Source organism: Pedobacter sp. CG_S7 (assembly GCF_040544395.1).
Classification (GTDB): domain Bacteria; phylum Bacteroidota; class Bacteroidia; order Sphingobacteriales; family Sphingobacteriaceae; genus Pedobacter.
Window position 1 is genome coordinate 47706 of record NZ_JBEONS010000014.1, and the last position, 15633, is coordinate 63338.

The 15633-nt window shown below is 37.4% G+C and carries 11 protein-coding genes; 5 read left to right on the forward strand and 6 right to left on the reverse strand.

Annotated features, from left to right (window positions below):
- The 3 genes from AAKU52_RS09445 to AAKU52_RS09455 are packed head-to-tail and all read left to right on the forward strand — an operon-like array spanning position 1 to position 5562.
- On the forward strand, positions 1 to 2715 hold the full coding sequence (locus tag AAKU52_RS09445; protein ID WP_354332676.1) for a lantibiotic dehydratase: 2715 nt from the start codon (positions 1 to 3) through the stop codon (positions 2713 to 2715).
- On the forward strand, positions 2705 to 3619 hold the full coding sequence (locus AAKU52_RS09450) for a thiopeptide-type bacteriocin biosynthesis protein (RefSeq protein WP_354332678.1): 915 nt from the start codon (positions 2705 to 2707) through the stop codon (positions 3617 to 3619). Before AAKU52_RS09445 ends, AAKU52_RS09450 begins: the two co-directional genes overlap by 11 nt.
- Positions 3616 to 5562, forward strand: coding sequence for a lanthionine synthetase LanC family protein (locus AAKU52_RS09455; RefSeq protein ID WP_354332680.1), 1947 nt, complete (start codon positions 3616 to 3618; stop codon positions 5560 to 5562). Before AAKU52_RS09450 ends, AAKU52_RS09455 begins: the two co-directional genes overlap by 4 nt.
- 32 nt (positions 5563 to 5594) lie before the next feature.
- On the opposite strand, the gene AAKU52_RS09460 is transcribed toward AAKU52_RS09455, so the two are convergent.
- The 6 genes from AAKU52_RS09460 to AAKU52_RS09485 form a co-directional block, all read right to left on the reverse strand.
- Positions 5595 to 5792: a pinensin family lanthipeptide gene (locus tag AAKU52_RS09460; RefSeq protein ID WP_354332682.1), complete on the reverse strand. Its 198-nt coding sequence runs from the start codon at positions 5790 to 5792 to the stop codon at positions 5595 to 5597.
- A 117-nt stretch (positions 5793 to 5909) separates the two neighbouring features.
- Positions 5910 to 8057: a TonB-dependent siderophore receptor gene (locus tag AAKU52_RS09465; protein ID WP_354332684.1), complete on the reverse strand. Its 2148-nt coding sequence runs from the start codon at positions 8055 to 8057 to the stop codon at positions 5910 to 5912.
- Positions 8058 to 8074: 17 nt separating this feature from the next.
- Positions 8075 to 9490 (reverse strand): DUF3526 domain-containing protein, encoded by a 1416-nt coding sequence (locus AAKU52_RS09470; RefSeq protein WP_354332686.1) that lies wholly within the window; start codon positions 9488 to 9490, stop codon positions 8075 to 8077.
- 1 nt (position 9491) lies between these two features.
- Entirely contained in the window at positions 9492 to 10895 is a 1404-nt protein-coding gene (locus AAKU52_RS09475) for an ABC transporter permease subunit (RefSeq protein WP_354332688.1), read from the reverse strand.
- A gap of 1 nt (position 10896) precedes the next feature.
- The gene (locus tag AAKU52_RS09480; RefSeq protein ID WP_354332690.1) at positions 10897 to 11592 is read right to left on the reverse strand and encodes an ABC transporter ATP-binding protein; all 696 of its coding nucleotides are present in this window, start codon (positions 11590 to 11592) and stop codon (positions 10897 to 10899) included.
- A gap of 680 nt (positions 11593 to 12272) precedes the next feature.
- Positions 12273 to 14216 carry an outer membrane beta-barrel protein gene (locus tag AAKU52_RS09485; RefSeq protein ID WP_354332692.1) on the reverse strand — a complete coding sequence of 648 codons (1944 nt, stop codon included), beginning with the start codon at positions 14214 to 14216 and terminating at the stop codon, positions 12273 to 12275.
- Between the two features lie 8 nt (positions 14217 to 14224).
- On the opposite strand from AAKU52_RS09485, the gene AAKU52_RS09490 reads away from it, so the two are divergent.
- Positions 14225 to 14776, forward strand: coding sequence for a peroxiredoxin family protein (locus tag AAKU52_RS09490; RefSeq protein WP_354332694.1), 552 nt, complete (start codon positions 14225 to 14227; stop codon positions 14774 to 14776).
- A 146-nt stretch (positions 14777 to 14922) separates the two neighbouring features.
- Positions 14923 to 15378 carry a thioredoxin family protein gene (locus AAKU52_RS09495; protein ID WP_354332696.1) on the forward strand — a complete coding sequence of 152 codons (456 nt, stop codon included), beginning with the start codon at positions 14923 to 14925 and terminating at the stop codon, positions 15376 to 15378.
- Positions 15379 to 15633: the final 255 nt, after the last annotated feature.

Sequence of the window (15633 nt, forward strand, 5' to 3'; positions counted from 1 at the left end):
ATGAGAAATCCTGTTAATAGGGAAATTAGAATATTCCCACATGTTTTTATTCGTTACGCTGCTGGCCACCATGAAGCCCTGGAACAATTTTGCTGGGCTGAAATGGAAGGTCTTTACAATAACTATAACGAATTATGTTCTGAATTAGATCTTCTTAAAGAACTCATCTGCGAATATTTGTATGAAGCAATTCAAATCGCGGTCAATATTGAGGAAAAAAAAGAGCTGTTGAATCTTAAGCGTGACATATTCAATTTACGGAATATATCAGATCGCGATTGGCAGAAATTTTTAGAAAGCTTGCCACCTGAAAAGAAGTTAAACTTCAGCCGCTTCATGGAACTAAAAACTGATCGAACATATCTAAACGGTGTATGGGAAAATGCTTATCAAAAACAAATAACTTTTCATCGAACATTATTACAGATTATGTCGAGCAGGGAGCTTTTGCGAAAAGGTATCATGTTATCCAGCAGCATATTGTCTGAACAGCTAAAATCTTTCATATCTACCCCTGCTACAGCATTTAGGACCAGAGAACTAAGGCAGGAATTTAGTTTATTAAGATACATTACCCGGATGCACTTTAAAACTTCCCCCTTTAGTACGTTTACATGTTTGGGACTCGGCGAAGTCTCTACCATAACATCTGTTGTCCATATCCCCGTTCTGTCAGATGATCTAGTGATCAGTAAGGTTAGATTGAACAACGAAATTTTTAACTACCTCAAAACATTGATTACTTTGAGTCCCGACATTAATGAACTGTTGTGCATTCGTTTGAATCCGACCATTCAGGTTGAGGGTGACAATATCAGGTTACTGGTGAATTTCCATAATCTGGAATCTTTCCAGACATTAAAAAGTTCGGAGGTGCTGAAAACTATTTTGGATAAAGAATTTAATGGAAAATTCTTAACGCTTAAGGATTGGATCACAAAATTGGAAGAAGAGGTGGAGAGCAGCTATGCCGAAATAAAAGCCTATCTATTGAAGCTTATTGATATTGGCCTGCTTGAATTTGATTTACAAACCTCGGGAATAGACCCAGATTGGGATCTAAGTTTAGTCAACTATCTGAAGAGTATCAACAGTCAATCAGATCTGATAAAAGAAACTATTTCAGTTATTGGTAAACAGAGGAATTATTGTCAGATATATGCCAATTTGAATATTGAAAAAAGGGGCCAGATTCTTTCATTAATGCATGCTGAGACGAGCGCTTTATTTGAAAAATTTAGGAAAAGCATTGGTTTTTCTGAAAAAGAGATTGAGAAATACAAACAGCAGTACGCCAATTCGTTTGTTGACGGCAGCTTTAAAAAGAAGCCCTTTCTGCTATCTAACCTGACACCAGAAAAGCAAATCTATGAGGACAGTTATGTTAATGTCTGCGGTGGAATAGACGAGACTGAATTAAAAAAAATCTTAATGGATGTGGATGAACTTTGCGGGATGTTACAGCCATTGGATGCGATAACGGTAGAAAGAAACAGGATTCTTGAATTTTTCCTGAGCAACTATGGAAAGGAGGAGAGAGCAGATGTGTTGGACTTTTACCAAAACTACTATTTACTACTTAAAAAAACCCAAAATAATTTAAAAGAAGAAAAGGAAGGTCTGGATACGGACAATCACGACATTCACTATAACCAGATTTACGAAAATTGGGTAGCCCACTTAAAAGAACTCATAAGGCCGATACTGAATCCTCAAAGTAAGGAAATTACACTGACTTTGGATATGGTAAATAGCATCATTCAACATTTTCCAACAGATGAAACCAATCAGGTTTTATCCAGAGGGATGTTCGCTCAGGGACTTGTTAAAGATGGCGAGCTCATGGTGGTAACCAACCACATCTTCCAGGGTTCGGGGAGAGCGGGCGGGCGATTTCTTCATCTTTTTGATCCAAAAGTGACAGCAGATTTGCGAGATTATAATAAATCAATGTCATCTGATAGCATCTTGATGGAACTGACCGATGGATCTTATTTTAACGCCAATTCGCACCCCCCGTTATTAACGCATGAGATAAAAATCCCTGACGGTCACAACGCGTTACCTTTGGAATCACAGATTGAGGTTAAGGATATTCAAATCTGTTATGATAGGATTATCAACAAACTTTTTCTAAGACATCGTCTGACCGGCAAAAGAATTCTTCCTTTCGATCTTTGTTTACAATCACTTGCCCAGCGTTCGAAATTATATCAGCTTCTCGCCAACTTCTCTCCCGATCAGGCGGTAAGCTTTACTCCTATCCAAAGAGCGGTAAGAGAAATTTTATATAGCGATGTAACTGACAAAATTGAAATATATCATTTTCCGAGAATTGTTTTTAAGGATAATATAATTTTAAAAAGGCGGGGCTGGTCGGTGCTTTCATCTTCTGTGCCTATAAAAACAGAACAGCAAAGCGACGCGGATTATTTTCGAAGCATTAATCTATGGCGGAAAAAAAGTGATTTGCCAAACCAATTATTTTTATATCTACAATCCCGCTCAAATACCAAAGATAACAAAGGAGGGGATGACTATAAACCGCAGTACATCCGCTTTGATACACCCTTACTGATCATATTGTTCAATAAACTGCTTAAGAAAGCCGGGCAGTATATTTATTTTGAAGAAATGCTGCCAGATACCGAAGCGTTGGGCAAGCAGCCGGTAAACGAATTGTTGGTTCAATGGTATTACAAGAATGAGGCATAGAGATGAACGAATATGGGTTTCAGCGCATTTGTTTTATGCGCAGGACCGGAACAAGCTTCTAACAAAATGTATTGCTCCCTTTATTAGAGATATGATGATAGAGGACACTTTAGAAAACTATTTTTTCGTTCGCTATAGTGAATCAGGTCCACATATAAGGTTAAGATTAGCAACCAGTCCAGTTAACGAGGATCATTACAGAGAAGAACTGATGAAAAGATTCCAAGATTTTTCTAAACTTCATCCCTCAAAAATAGAAAGGATTACACCTGTTGATGAGCATTCTTTAGCGGATAATTCTCTTCACTTCGTGGCCTATATTCCAGAGTTAGCAAGATATGGCGATGAAAAAACCATAGGTTTTGCAGAAGCACAATTTGCTTCAAGTTCTAAAGCTGTACTGAAGACCCTAATGAAGGCCGCACCAAATTGGAATACAGCTTCGGAATTGATATTAGCACTTAAAATGCACTTGGCTTTCTTTAGTTCACTAGGTTTTGACATTCAGAGTATTATAAAAATCTGTAAATATTTTGTTGATCAATGGCTCCCCAAATTGTACGATCCAACTAAACTGATTCATCATGAACGGCATCAATTGCTATCAAAATTTGAAGATAGGTTCAAAGCCTACCAAGACGAAATTTTACCTGCGATCTGTGATTACCATTATGGGATTTTAAATGACGGTTATCTCAAAGATCCTTTAATGAACGATTATTATTTGGAAGGGAAGCAAATGATGCTATCCTACGAAAGTGCGAACTTTAATCTTTCAAACGAGCCTGAAATCGTTACCAGCTTTATTCACATGACACACAACAGGATTGGGATTGTTAATTATGATGAAGCCTATATAATTTATTTGCTTTATAGGTGCCTTGAAAGTATCAAATTTTTATGAAAGATATCAAACAACTTGTCGACAAGGAAACCTTGTGGATAGCGGAAGAACTTATCAGGTCATCTATAGAGGATGAATTTGGTGTCCATTGGAAAACATTGCATAGGCAGCCATATGGAAAACTTTACGAACAGTCTAATGAACAAATTTATAATGGAACCGCTGGAATATGCCTTTTCTTTATCTCGTTTTATAATTATTCGAAAAATAATAAATATTTAGAAATTGCCGAAAAAGGAACACTGTGGTGTAAGCATTATATTGCCAACAATGCAAAGCCCTATTATACATTTTATACTGGTGCTGTCGGAATAATCTATTTGTATGTTAAACTCTATGAGTCGACCGGAGACCGCAACCATCTTGAAATAGCAGGCGATTTGTTAAAAACATTGGAACCTGGAATTATCAATGAGGTAAAATTGGATGACTTGTTGAGTGGCAATGCAGGGAATTTATTTGTAATAACATCCTTATATGTACATACAGATAACCCACAACAATATAAATTAATCAAACTGCTAATCAGCCGGCTAATTGCAAATGCAAGAATATCACAAAGCGGGCTAAAATGGGGCCATCTCAATAATGCACTTGACAGCTGTATTGGAATGTCGCATGGTGCATGTGGAATCGCCCATGTATTACTTGAAGTAGCGAAGACATTAAAATATCCACAACTCAACTGGTTAGCTGAAAAAGCATTGGCCTTTGAAGATCAATATTTCAGTTCCGTTGCCTCAACATGGGTAGATATGCGGATATATGATGATCATATATCCAGTGAGAATATTATTGAAGAAGGGTTATCTTTTTATCTCAAAAATTCAAAAGGAATTAATGCATGGGCACACGGCACAGCTGGACTAGGGTTAGCGAGATTAAATGCCTTTATGTTATTGAAAAAACAAAAATATAGCAGGAAAGGTAAACAGGCGGTGAATGTTGCTTTAGCAGATATGCGAGAATTAAAAAGCGTCTCAAACTTGACCATCAGTTCTGGAATGGGTTCGTGGATAGAGCTGTGTATCACTGCCGCTCGCATCTTTAAAAATTCCAAACTCACAATTCTGGCGAATACCTTTTTAGAAAAGGGCCTTTCTTTTAAAGCAAGTGCAGGTTATTATGGATCTGCCTGGTACGCCGACAAAGCAGATCCCGCTTTAATGGTCGGAACGGCTGGGATAGGTCAATTATATATACAAATCCTTCACGAAGGTGCAAATTCCATACTTCTGCCAAAAATAAAAGTTACTCGATCAAAATCTTTTGCAGGCAAGATTGCATTAGCGCAAATTAAACGCCGGATTTATCAAAAATATTTCAAACGTACCAGTTGGGTTCTGACCTCCTATAAACTTGATTATTCAAGTATTTTCAATGAAAATCAGAACAACGAACTTATTACTGATATTAGTGATGCATTTGAATCACTTATTAGTGGTTTGCCGAAAAAGCAAAGATGGAGGGCAGAGGATGTATTCAGGCTTGAAAAAGCAGCAGTAATGCTGGCAATAACTCCTGACTATAATATTTATAGAGAACAAAAGCATGATTTTTTTAAGAACCAAATAAGTGACTCTGAAAATTGGACAGACGAAGATTTGGATCATAAAGTATTTGTAAGGAGCCGACATGTCAAAATAGTCGAAAATAAATGGCTTTGGCCCTTAAATCAAAAAAACCAATATGTCAATAACAAAACAATGACTCCTGGTTTACATCCAGCTATTCTGAGATTAGAAATAGATCATTTGGCAGAGTTTTGGCCTAACAAATTCAGTGCAGAATTATTGAAGGTAATGGAGAAACCTTTGAATTTGTCTGATATAGTAGCAATATTAAAAAAGCAATTGGATCAGGAAGAAGGTTCTTTAAAAATTCTTGTAAGGCAACAAATAAAAATATTCGTCAAGCAATGGTTTGTAGAAGAAAAAAAATGAACGGACTGTCTTCAGCCCGCTCATTTTAGAAATTAAAATGCAAATTCATGCGCTTGGCTTGGGCACGTACATTCTTTCGGATGCTTCGGATCAGATGCTTCCGTGTGTGTCGGATGTGTTTCCACGCCCAATCCGCCTGCAATTCTTTGTGACAACTCTGAACCGATGCTAGTCACAAAACTTTCCACTTGCAGCTCATCTAATGACAGCTTACTTTTTGAATTTTTCATTTTTTAGATATGATTAATTATGCCTGTTAAAAATGGGGTTCGGCTTGTCCCATTTTGTTGCAACACCTAAAATTACCTAACATAAATTAAATTTGCAACTTAGTTGCAAATTTAATTTTATAACCTTGCTGATATTGATAGTCTGAAATTCAATGGCATACCTTCAGTATAATAGCCATTCCCTCCAAATATATCACCCGCCTGTATGTAGCGTTTGTTTGTTATATTATCTAAAAACAATCTGGATGTGATTCTACCTTTAGAATAAGCTACTGAGCCATCAAATTTTGTATAGTCCGGAATATAAACGTCTACAGTTGTAGTTGCCTTTTTAACAATTGAGGTCTGTCCTAAAGTAACGCTAAAACCAGGAAATACATCCGCTGGAAAGGCATAACGCACCCATGTGTTAATGACTTCTCTCGGAGAGGAAGCAAATTTCTGTCCAACCTTTATAGGATTTGTATCCTTGGTAATCTTCACATCTGTATAGGCATAATTTGCCGATACAGAAAAGCTCTGACTAATTGACCCAATAATATCGACCTCAATGCCCTTGCTTCTAACTTGACCAATTTGCTTACTAAACTTTGCATCATCGGGATCGGTAGTCACCATATTATTTCTTGAAATGTTAAAACCTGTAACAGAAGTTGAAAGTCGGCCATTTGCCCAATTTCTTTTGATACCAATTTCTTTATCATCTCCCCTAACTGGCTTGAAAAGATTCCCTTGCTTGTCCTGACCGCCTGTAGGTACAAAACTTTGGTCATAGAGGAAGAATGCAGCAGTATTTTTATCGATTAGATATGTTAGACCAGCTCTGGGCGTAAATGCTTTTTGTGTAAGTGGAACTTCTTTTGGTTTAAAAATAGTTGTACTTATCCTATCATTATGAGTATATCGGCCACCTAAGGTCACTATAAATTTTGTCCCAATGCTTATGGTGTTGTACAAATAAGCTGCATACCATTTATTGGTTGATCTGAATCCATTGAATGGATCCTGTTCACTCTCTAGATCTGCTCTGTTAAGCCCGTATTTAAGATTATTTCTATCTAGTAAAAAGGTTTTTAGACCGTAGGTCTGATAACTAGAATCTCTGGTGAAAAAATATTCACCACCTGCCATTAGGTGATGAGTGATATTTTTTCCAGTATTGAATTTACCATTTAAAAACAACTGTGTCGACATAACCTTATTTATATTGTAATTCCTGTACGACATCCGGTGAGCAATCCCATTTTTATCAAAGCCTACCGCGTTATAACCAGTTTCTTCAGCTAAGAATGACCAGGCATCAGAAGGTACTTCCGAGTAGGAAGATTGTGAAGTGATTCTCCAGTTGTCATTGATTTCGTGTTTAAATACAAAACGGGCATTTTGCGATTTGGAAGTTGAAGTTGGCAGACCCGGGTCCGCCTGATAATTTGCTCTTCTATCGTCCGTTAGCAATTGGTCTACCGGAAATACTTTTGTGAAAGTTGATCCTCCAACTCCATTCTGGTCGTTCAATATGTATTCTGCCATAATAGAGGTTCGTTTGCTAAAGTTGTATTGGATAACCGGAGCGATTACTACTTTGTTACTATTCATTTGTCTTACAGAATACTGTTGATAATTGTATGCAGCGTTGAAACGATAGGAAATTCCCTTTTCTTGAATGGGGGTTCCCAAATCAATACTTCCACGATAAAAATTATAACTACCAACTGTAACGGACGTATTTAGTATCGGAGCTACCCCAGGTGTTTTGGTGACCACATTAATGCGCCCACCAGCTTCTCCAGCTGACCCAAGAAACCCGGCAGGTCCCTTGATAAATTCAATACTTTCAATGACCGCCTCATCATCCTGCGACCGCCCGAAGCTGCCACTGGGCAGACCATTTCTAAAGATACCATTTTGTGCAAAGCCTCGAAGATACAGGTTGCTTGCTCCGTCAAAGATGTTATTGTTCAATCCGAAATAAACTCCGCTGGCATTACGTGCAGCATCTTTTAAAACAAACGCGCCCTGTTCTTTAAGTAGTGTAGATGATACGCTGATAATGTTCTGCGGAATACTTAATAAGGGTAAATCTAGTTTAAGAGTATTGGAAAGAGAATCATTCTTTATTTTACGCAACCGCTCAGTAACAATTACTTCTTGCAGCGTTTTAGAATTTTTGACACTATCCATTTTAACGGGATTAGTTGGCGTTTGAGCGAAAGCCTGAATGGATAAGGCAATTGCGCTAAATAGAATTAGGTATTTCTTTTTCATTTAATTGTTTTTATGAGTTATTTAATTTGTTTGTTTTTAAAAATTGCGAAAGCGATTAACACAATTGACAATATGGTCAAATGGAATATTCCCAATAAAATACTCTTGCTGTTGTAAGGGATTGCATCAGAACGATATATGGGAAAAGACAGATAGTCTTCTTGCCGAAATTGTTTGTCGTTAAATATAAAATGGTAGATCATTGCTTGCCATTTTTTATGAAATAGATAGCTCGACCGATCAAAATCCCTAAAAGCTTGTAAATCACTATGAGCGATCTGATTGAGCATCTGTTGGGTTGTTAAGGATGGTAGAAAGGCAGACAATTGGCTTAAAAGATGGCTACGGTATTTAATTTTATTATCGTACACATTGGATATTGGCAATAACCGTCTTTCCATTTCGTTATAATAGGCAACAAAACGACGTGGGCTGTATTGCATTGTATCAGCGAGATTCCCTGTTTTATAAAGTGGATGGTGTTTATAAAAATTTTCGATCAGGGTTTTAGGCTTGATGCCCCAGACATCTTCTTCTATTTTCCGCTGTTCGGATGCCATGTCTGCTTTAATACCTATTGGATAGGTCCCATTGACATAAAAATTTAAGATCGAAGGTAATAAGACCACTAAAAAAATCCAGCATCCGACCATATAAAACGCAGTAGTTGCCGAACTTTTCTGTAGCGAAATCAATAGATAACAAACAGCTGACCAAAACACCAAATAGCTGGTGGAAACAAGAAACCAGGTAAAAACCTCAAGATTATTTACTGGAATAGTTTTACCTGTCACATAAATGGCGTAGCAATTCAGCCCATAAGTCAGGGATAAGACGATCAAGACCTTAAATAATAGCTTATAGAAAATCAATTTCTGCGGATAGTTACTTTGGAGCATCAGTAATCGGTAAGTGCCTTGTTCTTTTTCCTGTGATAGTGTGTTGTAGCTCGATGCGATCATTAGCAGAGGAAGTAGGTTGACTATGATGAACGAGAGATCAAAATTTCCCATTGCCAAAACCTCAGGATTGGAGATCTCAGATGGATAAGCCTGTGTAAAACTTCTTTCAGAAGACACCTCTTTATAAAAAGGCAGCACATCCCGCTGACCAATTGCAAGTGCAGAAAAAGAATTTGGATTAAATATGGCTACCGGTTTAATGAGGTAGTTTACAGAGGAGGGCTTTGCTACATTATTATAGTCACGCTTGCCCTTAATGGTAGTAGTATCTGCATGAAACTTTTTTATGGACGATACGATTTGCGCCTTGTAAGTCTTCCGAAGGCTGTCAATAACGACTAACTGTTTCTTTAACACCTTATTGCCGTACTGTATACTATATATTCCGATCCCAACAAAGAAAAAGAGCATAATTATACTGAGCGGGTTTCTCAGCAGATTTTTCCATTCAAATAAAAAAATAGTTTTCATATCAGGGTGCAGTAAATTTTTTGACGCAGATTTCTATAAATAACACAGCCATTGTTAACCAGTAGGCAATCGAAAACAATAGCGCTTTTTGTCTGTTGAGTAGCAAGTTTAAATCAGGGCGTCTAAATTCAAAGTGCTTCATGTTTTTTAAGAAAGTCGTGCTGACCGTATACTTATAGGTTCCATAAGGCGATCCACTTTTTGCCAACTCCATATTTAACGTCCTGACAAAATCGTCTCGATATAATCCAGCCTGTTCATGAAAGCTCTGGTTCTGATACAAATCAGTACCGGAGAATGTCATAGATAATTGACTGATAGTAATGTAGGGCGTAACAAAAGCGGCCAGCCGGAACACAGCTTTCTGCGATTCCAGTTGCTTTACTATAGGTAGTGAACGTAAAAGATAGATCTTGCTGTTGTAATCCTCCCCGTCTTGCATCATCAGCCCATCTAGGTTAATTGGTAACTTGCTAATGCTATCTACCTTGTATTTATCTAAAACTCCAGCTTCAAACTTTTTTCGCCTTTCCTCATATGAACCATCATTGTCCATTCCATTATAAAAATCATGATCTACCAGCTTACTAAATTCATAGTAGGATTGTAGGGGGTATTCGGATGAGGCTATACTTGCTGTGATTTTTGGGGAGATAACGCAAAACCACATCCAGGCACCCAATAATACTAATAGTGAAGTGCCTGAGGATTTGCATACAAAAGATGTACAAACAGAGAAAACAGTAAAAATTAAGAAATACAGCAGATATGAAATGGCAAAAAGGCTCACATTAACATATGATTCTGAGCTAAATAAGCCCTTTATCAAAATGAAAGCAAGGCAAGGAAAAATGACAACCAGAATGATTGCATAGTTTCCCGCAATTTTCCCCCAGACCAATGCACGGAGAGATAGCCCCTGTGACAGTAGTATTTTAAATGTCCCGTCCTGCCGCTCTTTTGAAACTGAGGAGAACGATAGGAATATAATTACAAGTGGAACCAATAACTGAAATATGGATGCTACCGACAGTTCGCCAAAACGAATAACACCGTCCGAATCCTGAACGCTAGACAAACTCATTTCCGATTGTTTGTGTGCTTCTACCCTGTATGAAATGCCTGTATAGCTGTTAACCCCTGGGTCATATAAACTCAAAGCCGTCATTGGCTTGAATAGATACGTTCCAAAGTGGGCCGCCGAATGCGGATTTCGCTCTTTTTCTGCTAATTCATTTTTGAATAAGGTAGTTGCTTCTAAACGTTGGTTACTAGCAGTCTGAAAATTTTCGAGTCCGCCAATACAGGCAACTGCCAGCAATGACCAAATGATCAAACCCAATACGATAAATACGTGATTTGAAAAGGCAGCTTTTATTTCTTTTGCAGCTATAATTCTCCACATATTAAATTGTTTCTAGATATAATTTTTGGAGTTCACTTGCATTTATTTCAGATGCTAAAACTTCATGAACCAGTTTCCCCTGGCGCATTATGCCGATCTTAGTGCCTACGTCTACTGCGTTAAAAAGATCGTGTGTCGCCATAAGTATAATCTTTCCCTGCTTTCCAAGTCTTTTAACTAAGTCAGAAAATTCGTTAGTTGCTTTTGGATCTAGTCCAGATGTCGGCTCATCCATCAACAATACATCTGCATTCTTGGCAAGAGCAATGGCAATCCCAACTTTCTGGCGCATGCCTTTTGAATAGTTGCCAAGAGGTTTATAAAACGCATCAGACTGGAGACCGACCTGAATCAAGAATTCCTGAAGTTCTTTGGTGGAGTAGTTAAAGCCCGCTATTTTGCTAAAAAAATCAAGGTTTTCTAAACTGTTTAATTTTTCGTAAAGCATTACTACCTCAGGTATGTAAGCAAGAAATTTTTTAACATCAGGGTCGCCTGGTTTTACAACAAGTCCGTTAACTCTTGCCTCTCCTGACGTTGCTTCATCGAACCCAAGAAAAAGGTTAATGACTGTCGTTTTACCTGCCCCATTCTGGCCCAGTAGGCAATATATTTCACCAGGCTCTATCGTAAGATTTAAATTGTTTAGGGCAACATTGCCCTGATATTTTTTAGTAAGCCCGATCGCTTGTAACATTGTGTATAAGATTAAATTATTTGAACACCCGAATCATCTATATCAACTAAAAACAGTTCGTCATAGGACATACGTTAGCTGATAAATATTCGGTAATTTGGAATGATTGACATTTTCCAGTAATGGCACATAACGCGTAAAAAATTCGTTTCAACGGTCGGCACAAATTTTTAAAGAAGGGTCTAATTCCTAAATATCTAGGGATGTCAAACACTCATTTAAAATTGTAAGAAAATTAAGTATAGGATGCACACCGCGCATCTGCAGGGACGCTTGGATCGGGGGGCTGTTAGCTTTTGGAAAAAGAATTGTGAATGGTATGTAATTTATTATAGTTATAACCGAAGGTTTTTGCAGGTGGAATCCTACAGGTACAATAATTTCAACAAAATTGGAAGTTCTGTATTTTAACTCTTGATGGGCCAGATAGTCGCAAACAGCACATTTTACATGAAAAACTTTAAAGCTATTCGAGTAGGCCGGACTTGAGGAAACTTGTCCGGGATGATGATGTACTGCCTGAATAATAGGAATCGTCAAGAATGCGAACAGTAGGATGACTGCCGAAAATCGCATTTTTAACTTTAGACCTGTTTTACCCTTGCCTTTCATTATTGCATCAAAGTTGCAAATAATTTATTGAAATTATTGTAATATTTTTTCTACTCTGTTTAATACCCTTATTTGACTTTTCTGCCCACGTCATCATTAGTGATACTTCTTTGGTTTTTTTTAATATCGGATTTCAATGCACCGAAATTATATTTTAAGCTCAGCCCAAATGTCCGATAAATCTTCTGGCCTGATACGCGTTGTTCAAAGTCGGCTGTGATTATATTCGTTTTTACGTACCAGTATTTTTGATAAGGATTAACAACAGAAAAAGAGGCGGTTAATTTTTTCTTCAATAGATCTTTCGTTAAACGGAAACTATTATTGATTATAGCGTTTTTTCGTCCTTGTAGCATCGGACTTGCGCTGATAAAACTTACAAATGTTCCAAGTCTCCAGTTTGTATTGATTTTATAATTAAGGCTTGCATAAGCTGATCCCTGTAGACCATCGTTCTCATAAAGTTTTTTATTAAAACCCCCTTTCATCCAAATATAACCTAATGCACTATTTATACTTCCAGTGAAACTTTTTGAAAACGGATAGCTGATACTAAGGTTCATTCCCGCAGTTTTATTTTCACCAATATTTTCATAGGTAGTATATGAGCCCCCCTCTAGCAAAGAGGTAACCTGTTGAATGTTGTTATTGGCGAAAGAATAGCTTAAAGCTATGTTGCAATTCCCTTTACCGAAAATATTGTAGGCAAGTTCAAAATTATGATTAAGCACCGGTTCCAACTCAGGATTTCCGGCAGTTATAAATTGCGGATCAGATTTGTCTATGAATGGGTTAAGCTGGTAAATTCCTGGTCTCGAAATCCGTTGTGAATAACCTAAGTTTATAGCACCTTGGTTAAGCTTTCGCTGAATAGAAATAACAGGTATATAATTTGTATAACTTTCTTTTAGAAAAGATTTTTGCGTAATGAAGTCGGCATTTATTCGAGTATTTTCTAATCTAAAGCCTGCCTTTATCTCAATTTTTTTTAATTTTAAATGCCACGAGTTGTATAAGCTATAGACGCTCTGCCGGTAATCGAAAGAATTATTCATTAAGCCATCTGCTGAATATGCATTTAAAGCTTTATTGTAAATTTCCGTACCGAAATCACTGAAATTATTCCTTAAAATAACCTTTGCTCCAACCTCTATTGTAAATATTTTTGCCGGATGAACATAATCTACTTGCATGGTTTGCTCGCGAGTTCCATTTGAATTGGCCTGCCGATAACTGTTTTGTTCATAGTTGTATCGATTAGTGATCTGTACTTCATCACTTTGACGGTTGGGAAAATCTTGGAACTGATATGAAAAGGTAAGCAACTGATTTTTTTTCCGTTTAAAGTCAAGTTGATAGTTTATATTCAAATCAACCCCAGTTTCTCGTTGCGGATTGATATTTAGCAAATCATAGCTTTGTAGCAGTTCATTTTGATCATTATATTTTCTTGATATTTGGGTAGTTTGGTCGTCATACCTGCTTTGAAAAAGGCTGCCTGATGCGGTAATGAGACTAAGGCTATCAATCTCAAAACTGATCTCTAAATTTTCAGAGCTATAAGCTCCCACATATGAATATGTTCCTTCTTGTAGTAGGCGGGTAAACGTTGGTAAAAAGACATTTCTCGAACTTTCCGTTTCTAAGTAACGCTTAAAGTCCTGATATACGTAAGCTCTCGAAGTTATCCCAAATTTACCTTTCTTTCTTGTTAAGGTAGCATTTTCCCCCATTCCCACCATATCATTGTAACTCACGCCAATTGAACCGTTGTATCCATCGACAAGCCTTTTGTTCGTCACAATATTAATGATTCCCGCTAACCCTTCAGCATCGTATTTTGCGGGAGGTGTTGTAATGACTTCAATTTTTTGGACAGAGTTGGCAGGCATAGCCTTTAAAGCCTCTGTTGGGTTATGGGCAACTAATGCAGATGGACGCCCGTTTATAAACATTTTATAGTTTCCACGTCCCTTTAACAAGATGTTCTCGTCTCCATCTAAAGAGAGCATAGGAACCAATGGGTGTTGCGTTAAAACCGGAGGACATCAGTCCTTTGTTAGTTGGCGAGTCAATACCCATACTTAATCTTTCTTCCTCATCAGGAAAAAACTTTGACCTGAATAAATCTGTGGCTGAAAAACCTACGATTCTTGTTTTCTATCGTGGGGGATGGTACCCGTATTGTTCAAATCAACTTGCTGGTTTACAGGAAATTGAGAAATACTTTGCAGGAATGGGTTACCAAGTTATAGCGATAAGCACAGATAGCCCTGAAAACCTGAATAAATCGATGGATAAACAAAAACTATCATATACCCTTTTATCCGATGCGGACCTGAGTGCCTCCAAAAAATTCGGTATTGCCTTTAAAAGCCCGAAAAGTTATGATAAGTTCCTCCCTGAAACCTCGGGCGGAAAAAACGTAGACAAGCTTTTACCGGTTCCTTCTGTTTTTATCCTTAATATAAAGGGCAACATACTCTTTGAATACATCAACCCTAATATTACCCAGAGACTGAGCGCTTCTTTGCTTAAAGCAGCCGCGATGTCCCTGCGTGATGAAATATAAATTCTCATGCACGGGTTCAGTTTTATACTGAATCCGTTTTTTAATTTGAGCCGCTGGCAAATTGCATACCCTAAATAAATGGAGTGCCGTTTACCTGGAAGAAAAACTGATTAATTCTGTTAAAATACCATGAAAAATCCAACCTATTGTACCGCTTTATTTGGCCTGTTTTTATTGCTGAGCTCATTTACAGATTGTGGATCTGTTCCATTAACAACAAAGTCAGCGCTGAAAAAAAAGACAAACAGATCAACTTTATTGAAAATTCCTGGGGACTGGCTTTAAAAAAAGCTAAAGCCGAGCACAAATATATTTTTGTCGACGCTTATACAGTGTGGTGCGGCCCTTGTAAGCTTTTGAAGACTACAACTTTTAAGGATAAGCAGGTTGCAGATTTTTTTAATACAAGTTTTGTAAACCTTTCTATCGATATGGAAAAAGGAGAAGGCATCAAGCTGGCGGAAAAATGGGGTGTCGATGCATATCCAACACTTTTAGTTTTAGATCCTAATGGAGATGTAGTGCTTATTAATGTAGGCTATATCAAAGCGGAAGAACTGTTAGAAATAGGTCACAAAGTATCGATCAAAAGTAAACTTTAGTCAAAGTGCAGGACAAAATAAATGATAATACGTACCCAGGCTTTAGTCAACCAGCTCAAAATCTGTCAAAATTTATCGCAGCTGGGGATATTTTCACCCTAATGTTAAAGGATGGCACCATTGTTCATTATACGGCGTCACATAAAGAAAAATTCACAAAATTGCTAATAGATCATGATATATGTGATATCAAATCGGCAAGACCTTATTTGATGTGACATTAATGTTCTCATGTAGTTCTTTTTATGCAAAGAA